The 21,702-nt window shown below is 38.7% G+C and carries 22 protein-coding genes; 8 read left to right on the forward strand and 14 right to left on the reverse strand.

Features of this window, described 5'->3' with window-relative positions:
* Positions 1-48 precede the first annotated feature (48 nt).
* Complete coding sequence (locus BFL47_RS09190) at positions 49-264, reverse strand: CsbD family protein (RefSeq protein WP_069659499.1); 216 nt, start codon at positions 262-264, stop codon at positions 49-51.
* 132 nt (positions 265-396) lie between these two features.
* Between BFL47_RS09190 and BFL47_RS09195 the strand changes: the two genes are divergently transcribed.
* Positions 397-993 carry a porin family protein gene (locus BFL47_RS09195; protein WP_069659500.1) on the forward strand — a complete coding sequence of 199 codons (597 nt, stop codon included), beginning with the start codon at positions 397-399 and terminating at the stop codon, positions 991-993.
* Positions 994-1,489: 496 nt separating this feature from the next.
* Here the strand turns inward: BFL47_RS09195 and BFL47_RS09200 are convergent, their stop codons facing one another.
* A complete protein-coding gene (locus tag BFL47_RS09200; protein ID WP_069659501.1) occupies positions 1,490-3,049 on the reverse strand; it encodes a glycoside hydrolase family 10 protein in 1,560 nt (519 codons plus the stop codon).
* Positions 3,050-3,313: 264 nt separating this feature from the next.
* Between BFL47_RS09200 and BFL47_RS09205 the strand changes: the two genes are divergently transcribed.
* Complete coding sequence (locus BFL47_RS09205) at positions 3,314-4,231, forward strand: hypothetical protein (protein WP_069659502.1); 918 nt, start codon at positions 3,314-3,316, stop codon at positions 4,229-4,231.
* Positions 4,232-4,241: 10 nt separating this feature from the next.
* On the opposite strand, the gene BFL47_RS09210 is transcribed toward BFL47_RS09205, so the two are convergent.
* Genes BFL47_RS09210 through BFL47_RS09225 form a run of 4 tightly spaced genes read right to left on the reverse strand, consistent with a single transcriptional unit; the run spans position 4,242 to position 9,951 of the window.
* The gene (locus BFL47_RS09210; RefSeq protein ID WP_069659503.1) at positions 4,242-7,940 is read right to left on the reverse strand and encodes an ATP-binding protein; all 3,699 of its coding nucleotides are present in this window, start codon (positions 7,938-7,940) and stop codon (positions 4,242-4,244) included.
* A gap of 34 nt (positions 7,941-7,974) precedes the next feature.
* The gene (gene fabD / locus BFL47_RS09215; protein ID WP_069659504.1) at positions 7,975-8,850 is read right to left on the reverse strand and encodes an ACP S-malonyltransferase; all 876 of its coding nucleotides are present in this window, start codon (positions 8,848-8,850) and stop codon (positions 7,975-7,977) included.
* A 33-nt stretch (positions 8,851-8,883) separates the two neighbouring features.
* Positions 8,884-9,522, reverse strand: coding sequence for a GTP cyclohydrolase I FolE (folE, locus tag BFL47_RS09220; RefSeq protein WP_069659505.1), 639 nt, complete (start codon positions 9,520-9,522; stop codon positions 8,884-8,886).
* Positions 9,523-9,525: 3 nt separating this feature from the next.
* Positions 9,526-9,951 (reverse strand): 6-pyruvoyl trahydropterin synthase family protein, encoded by a 426-nt coding sequence (locus BFL47_RS09225; protein WP_069659506.1) that lies wholly within the window; start codon positions 9,949-9,951, stop codon positions 9,526-9,528.
* A gap of 82 nt (positions 9,952-10,033) precedes the next feature.
* Here BFL47_RS09225 and mqnB point away from each other — a divergent pair, with 82 nt between their 5' ends.
* The 3 genes from mqnB to rfaD are packed head-to-tail and all read left to right on the forward strand — an operon-like array spanning position 10,034 to position 12,492.
* Positions 10,034-10,684, forward strand: coding sequence for a futalosine hydrolase (gene mqnB / locus BFL47_RS09230; RefSeq protein ID WP_069659507.1), 651 nt, complete (start codon positions 10,034-10,036; stop codon positions 10,682-10,684).
* Positions 10,674-11,510: a 1,4-dihydroxy-6-naphthoate synthase gene (locus tag BFL47_RS09235; protein WP_069659508.1), complete on the forward strand. Its 837-nt coding sequence runs from the start codon at positions 10,674-10,676 to the stop codon at positions 11,508-11,510. The genes mqnB and BFL47_RS09235 overlap by 11 nt, the downstream gene beginning before the upstream one ends.
* A gap of 16 nt (positions 11,511-11,526) precedes the next feature.
* Complete coding sequence (rfaD, locus tag BFL47_RS09240) at positions 11,527-12,492, forward strand: ADP-glyceromanno-heptose 6-epimerase (protein ID WP_069659509.1); 966 nt, start codon at positions 11,527-11,529, stop codon at positions 12,490-12,492.
* On the opposite strand, the gene BFL47_RS09245 is transcribed toward rfaD, so the two are convergent.
* The 6 genes from BFL47_RS09245 to BFL47_RS09270 all read right to left on the reverse strand — a co-directional run bounded on the left by BFL47_RS09245 (position 12,487) and on the right by BFL47_RS09270 (position 18,034).
* Complete coding sequence (locus BFL47_RS09245; protein WP_069659510.1) at positions 12,487-13,713, reverse strand: ABC transporter permease; 1,227 nt, start codon at positions 13,711-13,713, stop codon at positions 12,487-12,489. The two genes, rfaD and BFL47_RS09245, sit on opposite strands and share 6 nt — an antisense overlap.
* Positions 13,714-13,725: 12 nt before the next feature.
* Complete coding sequence (locus BFL47_RS09250) at positions 13,726-14,364, reverse strand: MBL fold metallo-hydrolase (RefSeq protein WP_069659511.1); 639 nt, start codon at positions 14,362-14,364, stop codon at positions 13,726-13,728.
* Between the two features lie 38 nt (positions 14,365-14,402).
* Positions 14,403-14,981: a gliding motility lipoprotein GldD gene (gldD, locus tag BFL47_RS09255; RefSeq protein ID WP_069659512.1), complete on the reverse strand. Its 579-nt coding sequence runs from the start codon at positions 14,979-14,981 to the stop codon at positions 14,403-14,405.
* Positions 14,978-15,760, reverse strand: coding sequence for a shikimate dehydrogenase family protein (locus BFL47_RS09260; RefSeq protein ID WP_069659513.1), 783 nt, complete (start codon positions 15,758-15,760; stop codon positions 14,978-14,980). Before BFL47_RS09260 ends, gldD begins: the two co-directional genes overlap by 4 nt.
* A gap of 23 nt (positions 15,761-15,783) precedes the next feature.
* Positions 15,784-16,551 (reverse strand): phosphosulfolactate synthase, encoded by a 768-nt coding sequence (locus tag BFL47_RS09265; protein WP_069659514.1) that lies wholly within the window; start codon positions 16,549-16,551, stop codon positions 15,784-15,786.
* 79 nt (positions 16,552-16,630) lie between these two features.
* Positions 16,631-18,034 (reverse strand): tetratricopeptide repeat protein, encoded by a 1,404-nt coding sequence (locus tag BFL47_RS09270; RefSeq protein WP_069659515.1) that lies wholly within the window; start codon positions 18,032-18,034, stop codon positions 16,631-16,633.
* Positions 18,035-18,367: 333 nt separating this feature from the next.
* On the opposite strand from BFL47_RS09270, the gene BFL47_RS09275 reads away from it, so the two are divergent.
* The 3 genes from BFL47_RS09275 to BFL47_RS09285 are packed head-to-tail and all read left to right on the forward strand — an operon-like array spanning position 18,368 to position 20,264.
* The gene (locus BFL47_RS09275) at positions 18,368-18,706 is read left to right on the forward strand and encodes a hypothetical protein (RefSeq protein ID WP_016195655.1); all 339 of its coding nucleotides are present in this window, start codon (positions 18,368-18,370) and stop codon (positions 18,704-18,706) included.
* Positions 18,703-19,497, forward strand: coding sequence for a peptidylprolyl isomerase (locus BFL47_RS09280; protein ID WP_069659516.1), 795 nt, complete (start codon positions 18,703-18,705; stop codon positions 19,495-19,497). The genes BFL47_RS09275 and BFL47_RS09280 overlap by 4 nt, the downstream gene beginning before the upstream one ends.
* Positions 19,494-20,264 carry an exodeoxyribonuclease III gene (locus BFL47_RS09285; RefSeq protein ID WP_069659517.1) on the forward strand — a complete coding sequence of 257 codons (771 nt, stop codon included), beginning with the start codon at positions 19,494-19,496 and terminating at the stop codon, positions 20,262-20,264. The genes BFL47_RS09280 and BFL47_RS09285 overlap by 4 nt, the downstream gene beginning before the upstream one ends.
* 221 nt (positions 20,265-20,485) lie before the next feature.
* Here the strand turns inward: BFL47_RS09285 and BFL47_RS09290 are convergent, their stop codons facing one another.
* Together BFL47_RS09290 and BFL47_RS09295 are read right to left on the reverse strand one after the other, a co-directional pair.
* Positions 20,486-21,058 carry a 5-formyltetrahydrofolate cyclo-ligase gene (locus BFL47_RS09290; RefSeq protein WP_069659518.1) on the reverse strand — a complete coding sequence of 191 codons (573 nt, stop codon included), beginning with the start codon at positions 21,056-21,058 and terminating at the stop codon, positions 20,486-20,488.
* Between the two features lie 20 nt (positions 21,059-21,078).
* Complete coding sequence (locus BFL47_RS09295) at positions 21,079-21,702, reverse strand: ABC transporter ATP-binding protein (protein ID WP_069659519.1); 624 nt, start codon at positions 21,700-21,702, stop codon at positions 21,079-21,081.

Below are 21,702 nucleotides of genomic sequence, written 5' to 3' on the forward strand. Positions count from 1 at the left end.
AAGGCAGGTTTAATCCCTTTTGACCTGCATCGAATAAAAAAATTACAATTAAAGGCGGTTATTGTCAATGTTTACCAATCCTTTTTGCAGGGTGAAGACGACATACTCTCTTGTTCTTTTTAATCTGCCCATAAGCCTTAGAATCAATTGTTCTTCTTCGCCGGCATGGAATGCCAAATCTTCTTCAGTGAGGTCTCTGTATTTGCGTTTAACCTTTAATTTTAGTCTTTCCCAGTTTTCCGGAGTGATGCTGATCTCTGCCATAATTTTATTTGACGTAAAATTATGAAAATATAAGTGTTAAATAAAGGCGATTGCAGTGTACATTTACAACTTAATGGAAGAATTGTTGTTACAAATGTATAACACATCTTAATAAACTTTAAAATTGAAATTATGAAAAAGAGTATATTATTTGGAATGATGCTGATGTTGGCAGGATCTGCGACTTTTGCACAGCTACCTACCTTTAATCTGGGACTAAAAGGCGGGATCAATTTCGCGAAATTAAATACTGATTTTGCAAAGGAAGAAAATCGTCTTGGCTATCAGGCTGGTGCCTGGGCACGGGTTGGTATTGCAGGATTTATTATTCAGCCGGAGGCTTACCTTGCAGGGAAAGGCGGAGAGTTTAAAACTGATAATTCAAGTGGTGGGGTAGATGCTACAGGAAAAGTACGCTTTACAACACTGGATGTGCCTGTTTTACTGGGAACTAAAATAGGTTTGGGCCCTTTGGGTGTTCGTTTTATGGCTGGACCAGTTGTTTCTTTTGTATTGGATAAAAATCTTTCATGGGATTCAACTAATGAAGCTTTCACAAAAGACAATTACAAAGATCAGAATTGGGGTGCTCAAATTGGTGCTGGTGTTGACATCGCTAATATTACACTTGACTTGCGTTATGAAGCAGGATTATCAAATGTGAGTAATGATGATTCGTTTAAAAAACAGAACTTATGGCAATTAAGTCTTGGGTTTAAATTACTCTAATCTTATTTTTAAATTTAATAACCGGGGCTGAATGATGAATTAAGTTCAGCATTCGCTAATTAATAATAAATTTTTAATTAGCCTCAGTCTATGTTGTATTTTAACGAAAAACGACAATTTTCTATTTGAAGATTGCCGTTTTTTGTTAAAAGATATGAACCTTGTTAAGTTTTTTGGACCAACTTCCATTAGTTTATTGAAAACTAATTCGAATTTAAATACAGTTTTTAAGATTTTAATTCCTTAAAGAATGAAATGGAAAGAATTCATTTTTGATGGTCAGATCTGATCTAACGCCTTATAATTAGTTTCTCCTATAATTTGTAAGTAGCATTAAATCACTTAGAGCTTGTTTGCTTTTACTTGCTTTGATCCAAATATTAAACTTCTTTGTTCTAATTAATTTGGAATCCAGGAATTGCTTTTAGTTTGGTTCATCCGGATGGTAATATTAATTTAATCTGATTTTTTAAAATCAAACCAGTGCTTTCTCAGATTACTTTGCTGCTTTATAAATAGGCAAAGTAACTGAAATCATAACATTGTTTGAAGCGGCGCTTTCGTTTTTCATTCTGTCAAGGGCAGTGACTACATAATAGTAGCTTCCGGGAATGCTATCCGTGTCAATGAATGTGGTTTTGTTCTCAAAGCTGATTTTTATAATATTTGCAGCGTTTTGAATATTAATTTGTTCGGATGCGCTAAAGCGGTATATCACGTAGCCATAGGCAGTTTCTCCGTCACGGGCACGCATGGGTTCATTCCAGTTTAGCAATACTTTGTTATCTGATTGTAAGGCCACCAAATTAATAGGTACCTGTGGTGGGGTATCATCTCTCCACAACATCTGAGGAGGTAGAGATGGCCTGGAATAAAAGGTTTGCCGGAGGGAATCCTGAAGCCCCGCATAGTTGCCTGTGAGGGATTTGGAACTGAAGTATACACTCCCCTGAATCCGGTTGTTGTTACGTAGATACCTGATCTGATCGGGGATCTGTGATTTGCTATTCCATCCGGGACGCCTTTCAATGGCTCTGTAAGCCGCCTGACCAATATAAACGTGCCTCCCAAAAGCATTATCGCTCCACCAGTCTGTGAGTTTTTCGAATGCCGCAGATCTGTTATGGAAAGGGAAATAAATCTGAGGATTTATATAATCAATCCATCCTTTCTCAATCCATTTTTTTGAGTCCCCGTACAAGGATCCATAACTATCAAGTCCGCTACTCTCCGAACCGGTAGAGTCCTGCGATTTGTTCCGCCATATTCCAAAGGGGCTAATACCAAATTTGACGTATTTTTTCGCCTGGTGAATACTATCAGAAAGCGTTTGAATTAAGGTATCTACATTATGCCGTCTCCAATCGCCTATATCCTTAAATTCTTTACCGTATGCTGCAAATTCTTTAGAGTCGTTAATAAACTGTCCCTTTTCGGGATAAGGGTAAAAATAGTCGTCGAAATGAACTCCATCAATATCGTATTTCCGCACTACGTTCATAATGGTTTGAACGATATAGTTTCGAACTTCAGGAATCCCTGGATTAAAGAGTTTTTTGCCACCGTAATTAAAAAACCAGGAGGGGTTTTGACGGGTAATGTGGTTGAGACTTAACTCTGAGTTAGCCAGTGTAGTGGAAGCGCGGTATGGATTAAACCAGGCGTGTAACTCCATTCCTCTTTTATGGGCTTCTTCGATAGCAAAGGTAAGAGGATCATAAAAAGGAAAAGGCGACTGGCCCTGTTTGCCTGATAAAAATCTACTCCATGGTTCTGTGCCGTTGCCATAAAAAGCATCAGCAGCAGGCCTTACCTGAAGTATGATGGCATTAATACCACTTTTTTGGTGTTCATCTAAGATGCGAAGCAGTTCATTCTTTTGATTTTCTGTGGAGAGACCTGGTTTCGAAGGCCAGTCAATATTGGCAACAGTTGCCACCCAGACCCCTCTGAATTCTCTTTTAGGGTGATCCTGAGTATTGTTTATTTGAGCAAAAGCAGATGAGATAGAGCAAATTAAAAAGAGGAGTATTGTAAAGTGATTTAAAATTTTCATTATCGATAGCTATTGAATGCATGCCCGGAGGTAGGTAGATTTTCCTGGCTAATAAATGGCAAAGATACTTTCTTTAAATTTAAATTGTTAAAAGTTAATTAGGCTAAACAGAAAGGCTTTATGAAGTGTTTTGGATTAAATTATACACATGTTCAATAAAGGCTATTAAAAAAACTGCATATTAGAAGGATATTTGAGCTGTATAATACGCTTAATCTTCTTTGCTTGTACAAAGAAATGAAATATAAATAAAATTGTACTGTTATGGAAAATGACTCCCCCGAACAAGTTCTCACTAAAGATTCGAACAAGTTTTACTTTTTAATACTGTGTATAGTTGCTTTGCTGGGTTCTAATATATATGTATACGTTAACGGTAAAAAATCGGATGATAAAATTATTACACTAACAGATGAGAAATCCCGCATGGAAATTGAGATCGATAGGATTGAAGCCGAACTTGATCGCACAAAGAACTCTTATCTGGATCTTTCCACAGAATTAAAAGAAGGACAAGAAGTAGCAAGGTTAAAAATTACTGAGCTTCGAACTCAATTAAAACAGGGAAAATTAACCCAACAGCAGTTAGCCAGGGCACAAAAGGAAATAAAAGATTTAAAGTCGTTTGTATCCACTTATACCGCTAATATTAAGAAGCTTGAAAATAAGAATGTTTCTTTGGAAATTCAAAGGGATAGTTTACAAACTACTGTGGCGAATATAAATGAGCGGACCTCTATACTTGAAAAAGAGAATTCGGATTTGAATGCTAAAGTCAAGGTAGCCGCGGCGTTGAAGATTGCGAATATTGTTGTATCTGCTGTAAGATTAAGAAAAAACGGTAAGGAAAGTGAAGTGACCAGGGCAAGCACAGCAGGGCGTATTAAAGTAAGATTTACTATTGCTGACAATGCGCTTGCTACCAAGACGACACATGATATTTTTATGCGAATTATTGACCCTAATGGCAACCTTTTAATTGCTGATGGGGGAAGTTTATTTACTGCCAACGATGACGAAATGCAGTATACATATAAAACAACGATAGATTTCGATAATACATATGGGAAGTTGTTTTCTATCGATTGGGATAAGACGGTGCCTTTTCAAAAAGGGGAGTATGCGATTATTTTGTATGCAGATGGTTATACTGTTGGTAAGGTAACAATAGCTTTACGCTAATTTAAAGCAGCTAAATTACTATAGGCAGGCGCAAGTAAAAGGTAGTTCCCTTATCCTGTTCCGTAACGAAAGTAATGGTACCTAGCATGTTCTCTATGGCTTGTTTAACGAAGGCTAAGCCTAACCCTGTCCCCGAACTTTTTGTAGTAAAATTTGGGTTGAAAATAATATCTTTCAAATCTTCAGGGATACCTTTTCCATTGTCTGAAACCGTTATTATGGCAAATTGACCATCCGATTTGAGCGATAAGTTAATGTAACCCGGTTCTGTTTCAGGAATGGCCTCTATTGCATTTTTGATGAGGTTGTTAAATATTCTTAAAAGATGATCTTTACTTCCGTTAAGAAAGAATTCGGGCATATCGTGTTTAAAGGAGATGTTAAGTCCAGGGGAATCTGCATAGATGTCTATCGATCGTTTGATGATTTCTATCAGGTTAATCCTTGAAAACGGGGTGTCTGGAAGTTTAGCAAAGTTAGAGAACTCTGAAGCAATCAATGCAAGGCTTTCAATCTGCTCGATAAACGACTTGCTGAACCGTTCAAACTTTTTACTAAAATTAGGATCATTTTCACGCCATGATTTTTCAAGCAGTTGTACGCCTAGCTTTAATGGAGTAAGCGGGTTTTTTATTTCATGGGCGACCTGTTTCGCCATTTCACGCCATGCTGATTCTCTTTCAGAGCGCGCAAGTTTCCTGGCGCTTTCTTCCAACGCTAAAATCATCGTGTTATACTCTTTGATTAAGCTGCCTATCTCGTCATTGCTTTCCCATTTAATAGGTTCATTTTTTCCATCAATACTAACCTCACTGAGGCTTTTACTCACTAATGTAAGCGGAAATGTAATCTGGTTGGCGAGGAATATGGCAAATATGGCAATGATAATTAGTACAAGCGCATATACATTAATCAATGTATTTAGATAGTGACCAATTCGGGAGTCATAATCGCGCTCAAAAGAAAATTTCGGTATGCTGAGGTAAGCAATTGTTTCGTTCCTATCGTTTCTTAAAGGTTGATAAGCGGTTACATATTTCATTCTGCCCACCAGTTCTTCATTGAGGTATTCTGAGCGTTGAAGCCTCTGGAGATAGATATAAGCCAATGCATTCATGCGGGGCTCTAGAAATCCATTATCGTAGATCTTATATTGTGTAGTAAAAAGTAATCGGCCTTGTACATCATAAAGGGTTAAGTCTGTCGCGTTTATTTCAGAGAATGTCCGCAACATTTCTTCTGTAGCCATTAACTTTTCATTCTTGAAAATTTTATTCTTTTCTAATCCTGAATTGATTTGATTGACTTGTTCGATTACATCTTTCTCCAAGTCATTTTTAAACTGACTACTGATACTAAAATAGGTGATCAAACTAACCATCAATAGCGTAAAAGCAATAGCGACTACAAGTGATGCCTGAATCCTTGTTTTATATAGAATACGATGCCGGGATAAAAGGTATTTCCATCCATTTCGGTCAATTATAAAATTTTCGTCGTGAAAGGTTACCCATAGCTGATACAGCAAGCCGATGAAAACGGTCAAGAGTATCATTACCAGAAACATAAAGGATACAGAAGCCAGCTTCATGATCAATGATGAGATCGGACGGCTTACTACAATAAGTTTCTTGGCATTAGACTGATAGATAAGGTGACTGTACCCATTTTGTTCAGTAAAAATAAACTGATTGATTTTACCCGGAAAAGTATTATTAATTAAATTGTAAGTGTAATTGCCATTTTGATTGAGTAAATGCCCATCCAGGTAAAAGGCAAATGAATAATTACTCAATCCCTTATCGGAAATCATTTTGCTGTCTATCAGCACTTCGGGCAACGTACCCAAATTCTTAAATGTTTTAGATTTTAAAGTAATGATTAGTGTCCCAATCTGCCGATGTTGATCTTTTACCGGAATGATCGCAAAATAGTTCTGAAATCCAAAAGTATTATTTACACGATAGAAATTTTCGGAAACTTTAATAGATCCAGCCAGTACCAGGTTCCTGTAGTTGTGGATTTGGGTGCTATCTGCTGTGTTATATTCCTGCCCTGGAGTAAATGTAAAAGTTTCAAATTCATATCTGGACAAGTAACCTTCAAAATAAAGTTTTTTTAGATTATCATCCAGAATCGCTTTATTTATAGTGTGTTTTCTAAAGTACTCCTTTATAAATTCGTCGTTACTCATCTCTTGCTCCAATGACATAAAAAGTAGGACAGCATTGGGATCATCAGCCGATTCTAATTTGTAGGCAGTTACCTTTCTTAACTCTCTTTCTTTTTCAAATTCAAAGGAAGACAGTTTAATAGAGGCAATGATTGAAAAAAGTAGTACACTAAACAAAAAGATGACCAAACGGTAGTTTTTCTTTTTTGTATAAAAGCAGTATCCTCTAATAAATAGTATAATACAGAATAAAGGGATGTAAACATTTATAGTACCCAGAATCAGATTGATGAGTAGGAGAATAATAACTCCGTTAATAAATATTTTGAGTCTTGTCTGGTTTGAAATAGGTAGTTTATCTCCGATAGCCAGGATAATTTCCAGTACAAGATAGAGGTTAAAGGCGGAAATATAGAGTAGAAAAATAGCGATCCAACTGTGATCTGTTAGATTTAAAATATTGGTAAGGTCGAAGTTAATATTTGATTTTATGATTAACGCATAAAACAAATCACTTTGCTGACTGGCAATCAGATAAATAATCAAGCCTAAAAGGATGAAGATAATGATGCCCGCTATTTTATTTATAGGCAATGTAGTCAGCTTCAAATCCTTACGGAAACTATAAATAAAGCATAAAAACCAACTTATAATAAGTGTGTTGAGCAGATAGTCGCCCAATGAGGGAAGTAAAAATCCGTCATTGAAATGCCTGGGATCGAATAAGCTCACGTTAAATACCTTGTCCAGATAAGGAAAATAGAGCGTACAGACTCTGAAAATCAAAAAATATAGGAAAAAAAGGCAGGTTGCAGCCTTTACATGTCCTTTTGAAGCAATAGAGACACTTAAATAATTAATAAAAATAGTAGCGAAGAGTACGGCAAGAGCCCACATGGATAGCTCTAACGTAGAGTAAAAGGTGTTTGTTAAGGACGATTTTAGTTTAACTGAAAGCATAAAATCGCCTTCAATATTTCTAATGGTATATGTTTTTTTGTCACTGAGACCGGCAATTTCAAGGTTATTGTCTTTAATGAGATCTTCGGCAAATATGTTTTTCAGATACGAATTCTGAAATTTATACTCTGCTTTTAGAGGAATGATACAAACTACAGAGAAGGATCCGGAAGTCTTTTTTATAGCTTCATACCATCCATTGTGCGTTTTTATTCGGTTACTTCCTTCCTTTAAACCAGCATCTGTTTGAGGAGCAACCCTATTTGCTCCCCAGAATACCAATTGGTTATTCTTATAAGTGTGTACATAAATTGTCTTGACATCCCGGAATGTCTGAATTAAATTTATGGCAAGCCTTGGATCTTTGTGAATGGTCCGGAGCGCGTTAAAGTTTACAGAATCGCCCAAATAATCATTGATGAACTTTTCTTTCTTGTGAAGGCGAGTCTCTAACGTTTTAGCATCAAAATCCAGTAACTCATCTTTGCTGTACGTAAAATTAATTAATAAAGCGGTAGCTGTACAGCCTAGTGTTAACAGAAATAAAATGATTCGTATCTTAAAAGTTGCGCTCACAATAAGTATTAAACTTTAAGCATTGAAATTTATTTTATGATGCACTTTGCGTAGGCATAGATCTGTTTACTTTTTTAACTAAACCCTGCAGTACATTACCGGGACCAACTTCTGTAAATGAAGTAGCACCATCTTGAATCATTCTTTGTATGGTTTGAGTCCATTTAACTGGTCCTGTCAGCTGAGCAATCAGGTTGTGTTTGATACTTTCTGCATCTGTATGTGCTTTTGCATCAATGTTTTGATAGATTGAGCATGTAGGAGAAACTACTTTAGTAGATTCGATCGCATGAGCTAGTTCTGCTCTTGCAGATTCCATCAGTGGAGAATGAAAAGCTCCATTCACATTCAGTTTTATAGTACGCTTCGCACCTCTTTCAAGTAGCATTGCACAGGCTTTATCCACACCCTCAATGCTTCCTGATATGACAATCTGTCCCGGACAGTTATAATTTGCCGGCACCACAATCTCACTGATCATTTCGCAAACTTCTTCTACTGTGTAATCATCGAGGCCTAGAATAGCTGCCATAGTAGAAGGCTGAATTTCACACGCCCGTTGCATAGCATTCGCGCGGGCTGCAACTAGTCGCAATCCATCTTCAAATTGAATCGCTCCAGCTGATACAAGGGCAGAAAATTCGCCAAGAGAGTGTCCTGCAACCATATCCGGCTCAAATGCTTCAGCTAAAGATTTAGCAAGTATCACAGAATGAAGAAAAATAGCGGGCTGGGTAACGCTCGTTTGTTTTAATTCTTCATCCGTTCCATCAAACATGATGTCCGTAATGCGGAAGCCTAAAATTTCATTAGCTTGTTCAAATAACTCTTTAGCGGTTTCTTGTTGGTACAGGTCTTTGCCCATTCCTATAAACTGAGCACCCTGTCCAGGGAAAATATACGCTTTCATTCAATCGGGGTTATAGTTAAAATATAGCTGGAATTAATCCAGGCTTGCTGTTATTAACTTAAGAAATTCTGAACGGGTCCTTTCATTTGCAAAAGCACCTGTAAAAGCAGAAGTGGTCGTAACCGAGTTTTGTTTTTGAATTCCTCTCATCGACATACATAAATGTCTGCATTCTATTACAACGGCAACTCCCAGGGGAGCTAAAGTCTTTTGGATACAGTCGCGGATTTCATTTGTCAAACGCTCCTGAACCTGCAATCTTCTGGAATATGCTTCAACCACCCTGGGTATTTTGCTTAAGCCTACGATGTGCCCGTTTGGAATATAAGCAATGTGAGCCTTTCCGAAAAAAGGAAGAAGGTGGTGCTCACACATAGAATACACTTCAATGTCTTTTACCACTACCATCTGGCTGTATTCCTCTTTAAACATCGCACTTCGCAAGATTTCTTCTGGCTTGATGTCGTAACCATGCGTCAGGAATTGTAAAGACTTAGCCACTCTTTCGGGTGTTTTCAACAGTCCCTCTCTTGTTGGATCTTCGCCCAGATCTGCTAATATTTCAGCATAATGCGAAGCTATACGTTCAATTTTTAACGGATTATATCGTTCAATTTTTTCGTATCCCTTTTCATTATCTTCGGTTGAATAATTCAAATCGTGTTCTTTCATTTCTTAAGATATTGGCTGGTGCCCATAGTATTCTACATAGTTGTTTTCTGTTTCTACAAGCTTAACCTGATGTAGAAAAACGCCTTGCGACTCAATGTGAGGTTGTAACTGATTGAAGATCTCGATGCATATTATTTCTGTTGAAGCCATTTTTCCCTGCATGAAGTCTACATCCAGGTTTACATTCTTATGATCCAATTTGTCGGTCACGTGACTTTTTATAATATCTTTCAATATTTTTAAATCAATTACATAGCCTGTTTCCGGGTTGACAGCTCCTTTTACGGTAACAAACAACTCATAATTATGACCGTGCCAATTGGGGTTTGCACATTTACCGAAAACTTCCAGGTTTTTCTCATCGCTCCATTCTTCCCTGAATAATTTATGAGCTGCATTGAACTGTTCTCTTCGGGTGATATATATCATTTAAATTTAATAAAGTGCTAATATACTTAAAACTGATGTCTTAAATGATTATGCAGCCTTCAGCTTTCTGTATATTCGTCCAATGAAATCATTGATTGTCTCAGCTACCGAATTTGAGATTGCACCATTCCTTTCGCGCTTTAATTTAAAACGTGGAATTAATTATATGGGTACTAATCAGGTTTTTATTCTGATCACAGGAGTAGGAATGGTGGCAACAGCCTTTGCAATGGGGCAAGTCCTTTCATCACCATCTTTTGATTTTGCTATGAATGCCGGAATAGCCGGAAGTTTCAACAGAAGCCTTAAACTGGGGGAAATCGTACAGGTAATGGAGGACTGTTTTTCAGAACTCGGTGCTACAGATGGGGCATCATTTATCTCCATTGATCAATTGGGTTTTGGAACAGGAATGGCACATCCTATCCCGTATCAAACCCTGGAATCGCTTACCTCAACTATCACTCAAGCCAAAGGTATTACAGTAAACACGATACATGGCAGTGAACAAGAAATTGCGGTTATTGTTCAGCAATTGCAACCTGATGTGGAATCTATGGAAGGAGCCGCTTTCTTTTACTCTTGTAATAAACTGGGGATCCCCTGTATCCAGATAAGATCGGTTTCTAATTATGTGGAACGACGGGATACTACGCAATGGGATATTCCACTTGCCATTCATACGCTTAATGAGCAGTTAATACAGTTATATCAAACATTATATGAAGCTTAAATTAGGTTTTTCTCCTTGCCCAAATGATACTTTCATTTTTGATGCATTGATCCATCATAAAATAGATACCGAAGGGCTTGATTTTGAGGTTTTTTACGATGACGTGGAAACATTGAACCATAAAGCTTTTCGCCAGGATCTCGATGTTACTAAACTCAGTTTCCATGCCTATGCCTACTGTGTACAGAACTACGTTTTGCTCGATTCTGGTAGTGCCCTTGGTTATGGTGTTGGGCCACTGGTTATATCCAAATACCCGGTTACCGATTCAGGAACCGTATATACCGATAAAACAGTCGCCATCCCGGGGAAGTTTACTACCGCAAATTTTCTCTTTAGTTTGGCTTTTCCGGAAGTAAAGAATAAAGTAGAGCTCGTATTTTCCGAGATCGAAGAGGCAGTACTTTCCGGTAAGGTAGATCTGGGACTGATCATTCATGAAAATCGCTTTACTTATGAACAGAAGGGCCTGCATAAAGTTATAGACCTGGGTGCTTACTGGGAAGAAAAAACAGGCTGTGCTATTCCATTAGGAGGGATAGTTGCCAAAAGAAGTCTGGATCAGGATACCAAACATAAAATAAACCGGGTGCTGCGTAAAAGTGTAGAGTATGCATTTACGAACCCTACTTCGGGTATAGCATTCATACGAAGCCATGCGCAGACCATGGAAGATGAGGTGATGTATAAGCACATTGGACTGTACGTAAATAAATATTCTGTAGATTTGGGCTCAGAGGGCCGGAGTGCTATAGAATTATTGTTTTCTAAAGCGGTCAGTGCAGGTGTCATTCCAGAAGTAAAAGAACACCTGTTTCTTATTTAAAACCCTTTCATAAATTATGATCGTTATTACAGGTGCAGCAGGATTTATTAGTAGTTGTCTCGTTCAAAAATTGAACGACGAAGGTTTTTATGACCTGGTATTAGTAGATGATTTTTCCAGTGCTGAGCAAAATAAAAACTTTGAAGGAAAGCGGTTTTCGCATCAAATTGACCGTAAGGATTTTATCCAGTGGATTCGTGCAAATCATGTACATACCCAGTTTGTTTTCCATCTTGGCGCCCGTACCGATACCACCGAATTCGATCACACGCTTTTAAATGAACTCAATCTGGAGTACTCGAAAGAAGTATGGAATGCCTGTGTCGAGTTCGGCCTGCCTTTAGTGTACGCTTCTTCAGCTGCAACTTATGGACTGGGAGAACAAGGTTACGAGGATGATGAGCGCACACTCAATACGCTTAAACCACTAAATCCTTATGGCGAATCAAAGAATGATTTTGATATATGGGCATTGAAACAACCGCGTGCTCCCTATTTCTGGGCGGGTATGAAGTTCTTCAACGTGTACGGCCCCAACGAATACCATAAGGGTCGTATGGCCTCTGTCATCCTGCATACCTTTAATCAAATTAAGGCAACCGGTAAAATGAAATTATTCCAGTCGCATAACCCTAAATTTAAAGATGGGGAACAGATGAGGGATTTTGTTTATGTGAAAGATGTGATCAATGTCCTGTACTTCTTTATGCACCACAGGAAAGACTCAGGCATCTATAACCTGGGTACCGGAAAAGCGCGGACCTTCCTTGACCTGGCAACCAATACATTTAAAGCTTTGAACAAGGAACCTGAGATCAGCTTTATTCCTACACCCGAAGATATTCGCGATAAATACCAGTATTTTACCGAAGCGCCTATGCATAAACTGCTTGCTATCGGTTATAACAACCCATTTCACACCCTCGAAGAAGGTGTTTCTGATTATGTAAAAAACTATTTAGTTCCCGGAAAATACTTATAACTGCTCCTTCATCTGGCTGAGTGTCTTGATGCTTAGCCTTGATGAAATGCCGGAGGTAATGATGGAGATCGTAGTTACCGTAAGGAAAACAAGAATAAAATCAGTTGCCTGCAATCCAATCGGATAAGCATCGGTGATAAAACTTTTTTCAGACATTTTAATAAATCCAAAGTGTTGCTGTGCAAGGCAGAAAGCAAGACCTGCTGCCATTCCTGAGATACATCCAATCAGCGATATCATCATTCCTTCAAAGAAAAAGATCTTCTGAATTAAGGAAGTACCCGCTCCAATGCTATTTAAAATTACAATGTCCTTTTTCTTATCAATAACCAGCATGGTTAGGGATCCTACAATATTAAACACCGCAATGATGAGCACAAAGGTCAGGATCACAAATATGGCCCACTTTTCCGAATTGAGTATTTTATAGAGCAATTCATTCTGTTGAATGCGGTTTTTTACTACATACTGACTTCCCAGCGCTTTTGCTATCTCTTTTTGAAAGGCCTCAGCAGATACATCCGTTTTCAAATAAATTTCAATGCTCGAAATATTATTTTTCTCCTCCAGCAGTTGCCTTGCAAATTCCAATGAAACCAATACCGTTTCATCAAATTGCTGCTGGATCTGAAACACACCCATGGGGTGTATTGACTTTACGGTAAACTCATCTGCCGGATTTATGGCATTAACGGCACCTTTCCTTGGGGTGTAAATATCCAGCCTCTGAAAATCATCATGAATATTAACAGAAAGATATAGTTGAACCAAAGACCCAACCACAGCATAATTTATGCCATCTTTTTGAAGCGTAAACGCTCCATCTGTCAGGGTGCTGTCTAATTGTTTCCGTTTCAGAAAATCTTCACTTACTCCTTTAACAGTGGCAATATGCTGTCTTTTTCCATATCGTAACAACGCCTTTTCCTGTAAAACCTCCGTATAATTGATAATCCGGGGATCCTTTTTCAGCGTTGTGAAAACGGCTTTTCGAGGATCAAAGCTCTTACCTTGAGCAGGTTCAATCTTGATCTCCGGAGTAAAAGTATTATACATGGATAGCACTACGTTCTCGAACCCATTAAATACCGATAGAATGATGATTAAAGCGGCACTTCCTACAAATACACCCAGCATTGAAATCCCTGAAATGAAGTTAATTGCATGGATAGACTTCTTGGAAAACAGGTATCGTTTAGCTATAAAATAAGGAGTATTCATGTGTTTGGTGGATCAGTTCAAAAACGGATTATGCAATTTTTCAAACCCTATTGTGGTTGCTGGACCATGTCCGGGATAAACCATACAACTATCTGGCAGTTTAAAAAGTGTTTGTGTAATGCTCTGAATCAGCTGATCGTAATTTCCTCCTATCACATCCGTCCGGCCAATACTTTTATAAAACAAAACATCTCCCCCAATCAGGAAGTCGTCCTCTTTATCATAAAAGCATACATGCGCAGGCGAATGGCCGGGAGCAAATAGAATTTCAAGCGAGCTATTTCCAAAAGTAATCGTTCCGCTTTCTCCCAGATAGATTTCTGGTAATGGAGATACTTCATATTGAATGCCCATAGGTGCAGCATAAGCAGATACCGATGTAAGTACCGGTAACTCGCCTTCATTAAAGCGGGGTAGCAAACCATAGCTGTCAAAAATAAATTTATTGCCCAGCACATGGTCAATATGGCAATGCGTGTTCAGCAGCAGTACTGGTTCGAGCCCTTGTGTCCTGATAAAATGAACCACCTCATCTTGCTCATTACCCGTATACATACCTGGATCAATAACTACACATTCCCCTGATTCATCATATAAAATATACGTGTTTTCCTGAAACGGATTACATACAAAACATTTGACCTGTATCATACTTCAAATTTGAACTTAAAAAATGGCTTATTCATCAATTAATTCCAATGAAAGGTTTTAATCATGACATCAATATCCTTTTTGATGAAGCTGAGCACCGGTTGAATGGAGTCAGCTCTTGGTTCTTCATTGAAATATAGAGCAGCTCTTAAATAGTGTCTGCTGCTATCTGTGAGGTAAAACTGAACAGAGGATGCCGTGTTGCCCTCAATGGTATAATAAATGCCGTACAGGCGCCTTTTCGGGTCTGCAATTCTTCCCTCGTCTATAGAAGTCGCTTTAGAAGTGTGTTTAAAGGCAAACGTCCTTGCATCTTCTGTCAGCGCATTAAATGTTTTCTTCGAATCTATCACATGATAGCTGAGATGAAGGGTCGCATTAAACTGAGGATAGTTGATATTTTGCCAGCAAGGTTCGGCCAGTGCAGTGCTATCAGGCCCTATTACGGCATATGCTGGATATTGAAAGCTATAGGGACATGTTCCGTTATACATCCTGTAGCTTTTTTCAGGATAGGTAATTCGGAAAAAACCACGAGGCTTAGGCGCATAGTCTCCCCCGCAAGAACTGAATAGTAGCAGGGTGGCAAAGGCGGTATAAATTACGCCAAACCTCATTTATTATTCCATATTTCCCATGATCTTTCTGCCTGAAGATGTAACATCTCCTCACCATTTTTAATCGTTGCCCCCATTTCTCTGCCTTTTTTTAAAAATACAGTTTCAGCAGGATTATAGATGAGATCATACAACAAATGCTTTTTTGTCAGATGTTCATAAGGAATATCCGGACATTCATTTATGGCAGGCAGCATGCCCAAAGGGGTGGCATTAATAATTAAAGTATACTCTGAAAGTAGTGCCGGAGTAATATCGGTATACAAGATCTGTTTTCGGGACTTCTTTCTCGATACGACCTTGTAGCTAATATTCAACTTATTCAGTACATAAGTAACTGCCCTTGACGCGCCACCACTTCCTAAAACCAAGGCCTTGTTATGGTGTTTATTCAACAGTGGCTTTAAGGAGATTTCAAAGCCGTAACTATCCGTATTATATCCTTCAAGGCGTACTTTTGTGGAAGCAAGTTCACCAGAAAAAATAGATTCCAATGAATTACTCTTAACCACTTTGATGCAATTTACGGCATCAATAGCCTTAGCAATCGGATCAATTTTATCCAAATAAAACATAACCCCAATCTTATGAGGAATGGTAACATTTAATCCGCACAGATCAGGTGTAGAATGTATGAGCTTCTCAAAGTCACTTAAGTTATCTATTGGATACAGTTCGTAAATGCAGTCAGTAAGCTTTTCGTCCTCAAACTTTTTAGTAAAGTAATTTTTAGAGAAAGAATGACTTAAGGGATAACCTATCAACCCAAATCTTTTCATGAATATTGCCCCGCTATGATATGTTATAAAGAATTAATGAAGTGATTAAAGGTATCGCCCCTTAGTCCCAACCTGATCGTTTCCAAAGGAATAACTTCCGCTGGTGCAATATTACCCAGGTTCACATTCGTTCCAATCAGCTTGATAAACCAAACCTGCTGATCTTTTTGTGGTGCTTCCCAAATAATTTTATCCTTCGGGATTTCGGTCAATATTTCATCAATCAGGCCTTCTCTTACTTCTCCTGATTCACGATAGATGCCAACATTGCCACCTTCTCTCGACTCTGCAATAAGTTTCCATGAGCCTGCTTCCAGTTCTGCCTTCATTAATTTGATCCATTTATAGGGCGCAAATATTTTTTGAGCATCTTTAGATCCTACTTCCGAAATTACAGTAACCTGCTCACTGAGCTTGCGGATGTACTCACATTTCTCTTCATGAGGAATATCAATAGAGCCATCAGAAACTTCCGCATGTTTCATACCATATTTATCCAGTATGCGACGGTAATCGTCAAATTGATTACGGATGATAAAGGCTTCAAATAAAGTTCCACCAAAATATACCGGAATGCCGGCATCCTGATATACCTTTAGTTTTCTGCTTAGGTTTGGAGTTACATAGGAGGTTGTCCATCCTAATTTAACAATGTCTATATGTGGACCAGCAACTTCAAGTAAGTCTTCTATTTCCCGAACGCTTAAACCTTTATCCATAACCATGGTAAGACCATGGTCGCGGGGTTTTTCAGTGCGGATAGGAACATTTTTTAGAGTATAATTTAACATACGTTTACAAATCTCAAAAAAAAATCCAATACTCAGCTTAAAAGGTATTGGATTTTTCTATTATTCTGGTGAATGGTGGTTAGATTAAATATTTATTTATCACTTCAATGATCGCTTTGTTTGATTGCAGCTGTGGCAAATACTCAAATAAGATCTCATGTTTGGTTGGATCAATTTTAAGCGCAATCTCCAAAGTCTCAATAGCTTCATTCAATTTTCCTGTTGCAATAATGTAGGCCACCATGCGGTAATACAGCTCTGCCGTGTCCGGATTATTCTTAATCCCTTCCTGAATGGTTTCAGTAGCCTTTTCCAGCTCATTCGATTCATAAAGGACCGATGAGAAGTCAAGCCATGCATCTGTATCCAAAGGATTCAGTTCCACTACTTTCTGATAGGCCTTTTGCGAGGCGGCCAAATTTCCAAGTTTATAATTTGCATCTGCAATTCCAAACCAGTAATCAGGGAAGGACTCATCCGAATCTCGTGCTTTTTTAAAATAATGCAGCGATTCAAAAATCCGTCCTTCCGAATCAAGCGTCACACCAATTCCATACCAGGCGTCACCAAGTTCAGGATTGATCTTTACCGCTTTCTTATAGTAGGACCTGGCTTTCTCCATTTGTTCCAGCTTTTCATAACACTCCCCTAAGGAACAGAACGTGTCCGCATTAGGTGGTTCATAACCCAATGAGAGCTTTAAAGTTTCAATCGCTTCCTCAAATTTATCCATATGGATCAGCGAATTGCCCTTGTTATAGTAGGCAGAAGAAAAGTCCTCCTTAATCAGGATTGCATAATCATAGGCATCAACTGCTTTCTCATATAAATCCATTTTATGATAAGCATTACCCAGATTATACCAGGCCGGATAGGAGTAAGGCTCTTTGTCTATATATTGCATATAGAAATCAATGCACTCATCCTGTCTGTTGGTTACATCATAACAAAATGCCAGTTCATAAAGTGCATCCTGATTCTCCATATTTTCCTCCAAAGCAAGGCGAAGGTTGACAATAGCACTTTCATAATCGTTCAGGTTTTGATAAACCAAAGCAATCTGAAGCAAAATCTCATCCGTGCTTTCTGCTAACGAACAGGCTTTAAAGTAATTTTCTAGTGCCTCATGATGTCTTTCCAGTGATTCGTAGATATTTCCTCTTAAAAGGTAAATATCCGGATCCGATGGCTCTAATGTTTCTGCTTTAACTAAAGAAGCGAAGGCTCTTTCAGGCTCATTAGTGGCCATAAACAGCTGACACTGCTTAAGGAAAAAAGCGGAAGCAAAGGGATGTTGGTTTATAGCAAATTCAACAACCTGTAAGGCCTTAACCGGGTCATTGTGCGAAATGTAATAATCAATGATGCTTTCAAATGCCCTTGAGTCGAAAAAAAGCTGATCTTCATTCCTGATCATCTCTTCATATCGCTCTACTGAAAACTTAGGATCTTCAGAGAATTCAAATTCAAAATCTTCTTCCATATATACTATGTTTAAAGAACGCTTGTACTGGATATTAAGTATACCTTAAATAGTCCTGCAGGTTTTAATTTCAGCAAAATAATAAAAGGAAAAAATATAAAAATAATGAGTTTTCCACAATCGGCTCTCAAAAAAAGTAATCCACTATAAAACAAGGCACTAAAGTTTTAAATGTGGATAATTTCTTTTCTATACTTTAATCATGTCATCAATTTTCACAAAAATAACAATTTTTTTCTTAATAAGATTAATGATCCGGATTATGGCTTAATAGAGACTATTTGCAGATTTCAAGTAATTATGTTTGTTTTGTACCGTTAAACCATATACAAAATGAAACCTGCTGAGATTAATAAGAAGTGGACAGAGTTGCAGGTAAAGATTGCTGCTGATTTTGACACTGACCTGCCCGATATTAAAGTGATGCTCTTTTTAATAGGTGTTCAGGAATTGGGCAAGGGACCCAAAAAGTTCTCCAAAAGACAGAAAGAAGAATTAATGCATATTGCAAACTGCAGGTTATTCAGCGAACTGGGATTCTATGAGCTGGAGGGGCTGGATCAGGACGGCTGGCCGCATTGGAAACTAGCTAAACAGATGCCTAACTATACGCTTATGGAGCAGGAAATGCTCATGAAAACACTTATACTAACGTATTTTGAACAAGAATGAAACAGATAACCACCTTTTTATTAATTACCATATTGTTTTCCTCTTGCGTCCTATTGAAACCGGATGCTTCTCAAAAAAAAGCAGGGCAGGAGAGTAAACCGAACTTCTTCGATAATCTATTCAGCAAGAAAAACCAGAATATTTATGTCCGGATCAGCACTTCGCAGGGCTCATCCATTGTTCGTCTTTATAAAGAAACTCCCAGGCATACGGCTAACTTTGTTAAACTCGCCAGGAGTGGTTATTTTAACGGAACGCTCTTTCATCGGGTGATGAAAGACTTCATGATCCAGGGAGGCGACCCTGATTCAAAACAGGCAAAGCCAGGTCAGTTACTTGGAGAAGGGGGACCTAAATACACCATCCCCGCAGAATTTAATCCTGCTTTATTTCATAAAAAAGGTGTTTTGGCTGCAGCAAGGGATGATAAACCTGAGAAAGCCTCAAGTGCCTCACAGTTTTACCTGGTGCAAGGGAAAACCTATACGGACGAAGAGCTTGACCGCGTAGAGAAAATCAAACTAAACGGAAGAAAAATTCCTGCTTCACACCGAACCGTATACAAAACCATAGGAGGGGCTCCTTTTCTAGATATGAACTACACCGTATTCGGAGAGATTGTATCCGGCTATGATATGGTTGATAAAATTGCTGCCACTGAAACAGACCGAAATGACCGGCCTGTAAAAGATATTCCGATGCAAGTATCCGTACTGAAAGGAAAAGAAGTCCGTAAACTCGAAAAACAACTTACTCAGGAGTCTTTCCGCCGTAAACTCATCATGAAATGAAACTCATTACCTACAACGTCAACGGCATTCGTTCTGCTTTAAGTAAAGACTGGCTTACCTGGCTAGAGGCGGCAAACCCTGATATCATATGCTTACAGGAAATAAAAGCATCTCCTGATCAAATCATTACCGCTCTTCCTTTATTAGAAAAACTAGGGTATGAGCACTATTGGTACCCTGCCCAGAAAAAGGGATACAGCGGTACGGCTATCCTCTCTAAAATAAGTCCCACACATGTAGAATACGGCTGTGGCGATTGCGATTATGATTTTGAAGGCCGCGTGTTACGTGCCGATTTTGAAGGATTTTCGGTGTTAAGTACCTACTTCCCCTCGGGTTCCAGTGGCGATCTAAGACAAGCCTTTAAATATCGCTTTTTGAAAGATTTTCAGGTCTATGTCGATCAGCTGAAACTAAGCCGCCCCAACCTGATCATTTCCGGCGATTATAATATCTGTCATAAACCCATTGATATCCATAATCCAAAATCAAATGCAAACTCTTCCGGCTTTTTACCCGAAGAAAGGGAGTGGATGGAAAACTTTATCAACGCAGGCTTTGTCGACACTTTCCGTGAGTTTAATCCCGATCCGCACCATTATACCTGGTGGAGTTTCAGGGCTGGAGCACGAGCGAAGAACCTGGGCTGGCGCATTGACTATAATTTGGTATCTGAAGGATTGCGAAGTACTCTAAAGCGGTCATCTATCTTGTCGCAGGCAATTCATTCAGATCATTGTCCCGTGCTGGTAGAGTTCGATCTCTAAAAAAACTTACAGATTAACAGTTTACTTGTTCCATTTAGACCTAATCATCCGAGCTAATTTTGTACTATCTCGCTATTAATTTTAGTGCACATTATACGCACCTTGTCCGCACCTTCTCCGCACCTTGTTCGCTCCGAAGCATCAAAACTGCGATGAAGGTGCAACACAGTTGCCTGTTAGATAAAATCAAAACAATAATCAAGTAAGAAGTTTGGATGAATTTAAAATTCCCAGATTTTGTTGGGAGTAACACAGCTATCCAGCGGAATATCAAATGCATCATGAGGAAGGATGGAATCCTCTGGTGGAAAATAAGATAGACCAACTTTTGCTGCATCGGGGCGGCATTCGCTCATGAACCGATCATAAAAGCCCTTTCCATATCCTAAGCGGTTTCCCTCCCGGTCGTAGGCAAGTAAAGGGATGAGGATCATATCTATTTTTTCTGCCGGGATATATTCTTCGGAATGGGGTTCGGTAATACCCCAGGAGTTCATCACCAGAGTGGTGTTGGCTCTCCAGATGACATGCTGAAGGGAATAGTCGACTAAATTACTTTTTGGAAGTACAAGGGTAATGTTTGAGTGTTTTTCGCGGATCTGATTGACAATATGCAGGCAGTTGATCTCCTGTTTGCCAATGATGGGGTAGAAGATATGTAGATACTTTACCTTTTCGAAGTTCATCAAAGAGAACTGATGGGCAATTTCTAAACTCCATTGCTCCAATTGGTTGGGGTGGATCTGCTTTCTTTTTAAGGTATATTGCTTTCTTATTTCCTTCTTGTCCGGCATAAATGAGGTTTTTGATCCGATCAGTGTCTTTTATAGTCCGCTAATTGAAGTTCAAAATTACAGAAATCATATTCAAACTCCTGGTTGGAGCAGATAATCAGGGTACGGTTATTTCCAAATTGGGCCACAAGATCTTTGTACCAGATGATTCCGGCTACATCTAAATTGGAGGCAGGCTCATCAAGCAACACGACAGGCGTGTCGGAGCAGAGTGCGACAGCGAGTTTTACACGCTGTTTCATGCCTGATGAAAAGTATTTAATCAGTTTATCGGCAGACTTTTCCAGTCCCATAAGGGCAATAATGTCCTTTGGTTTAAGATGCTGTAAGGAAGATTTAAATTTAAAATGGAACTCAAGGAATTCGGTAAGTGTAAACTCTTCAATTAATTCCATGTAAGGAGCCGCAATACTGAAATAAGGATAAACCTCGTCTATATCAATATTCTTATCCTGCGTGGTATAGGTTATGGTGCCACTGGAAGGAGTAAGACTTCCGGCAATCACCTGCAATAGGGTTGATTTGCCAGAGCCATTAATTCCTAATACGGCGTATGATTCCCCTTTTTCAAAGGTGTAATTCAGATCCTCAAAGATCCATTCCCGATTAAAGCGCCGGCCAATATGATGTAGTGTGATTTCCAT

Source organism: Arcticibacter eurypsychrophilus (assembly GCF_001730525.1).
GTDB classification, from domain to species: domain Bacteria; phylum Bacteroidota; class Bacteroidia; order Sphingobacteriales; family Sphingobacteriaceae; genus Arcticibacter; species Arcticibacter eurypsychrophilus.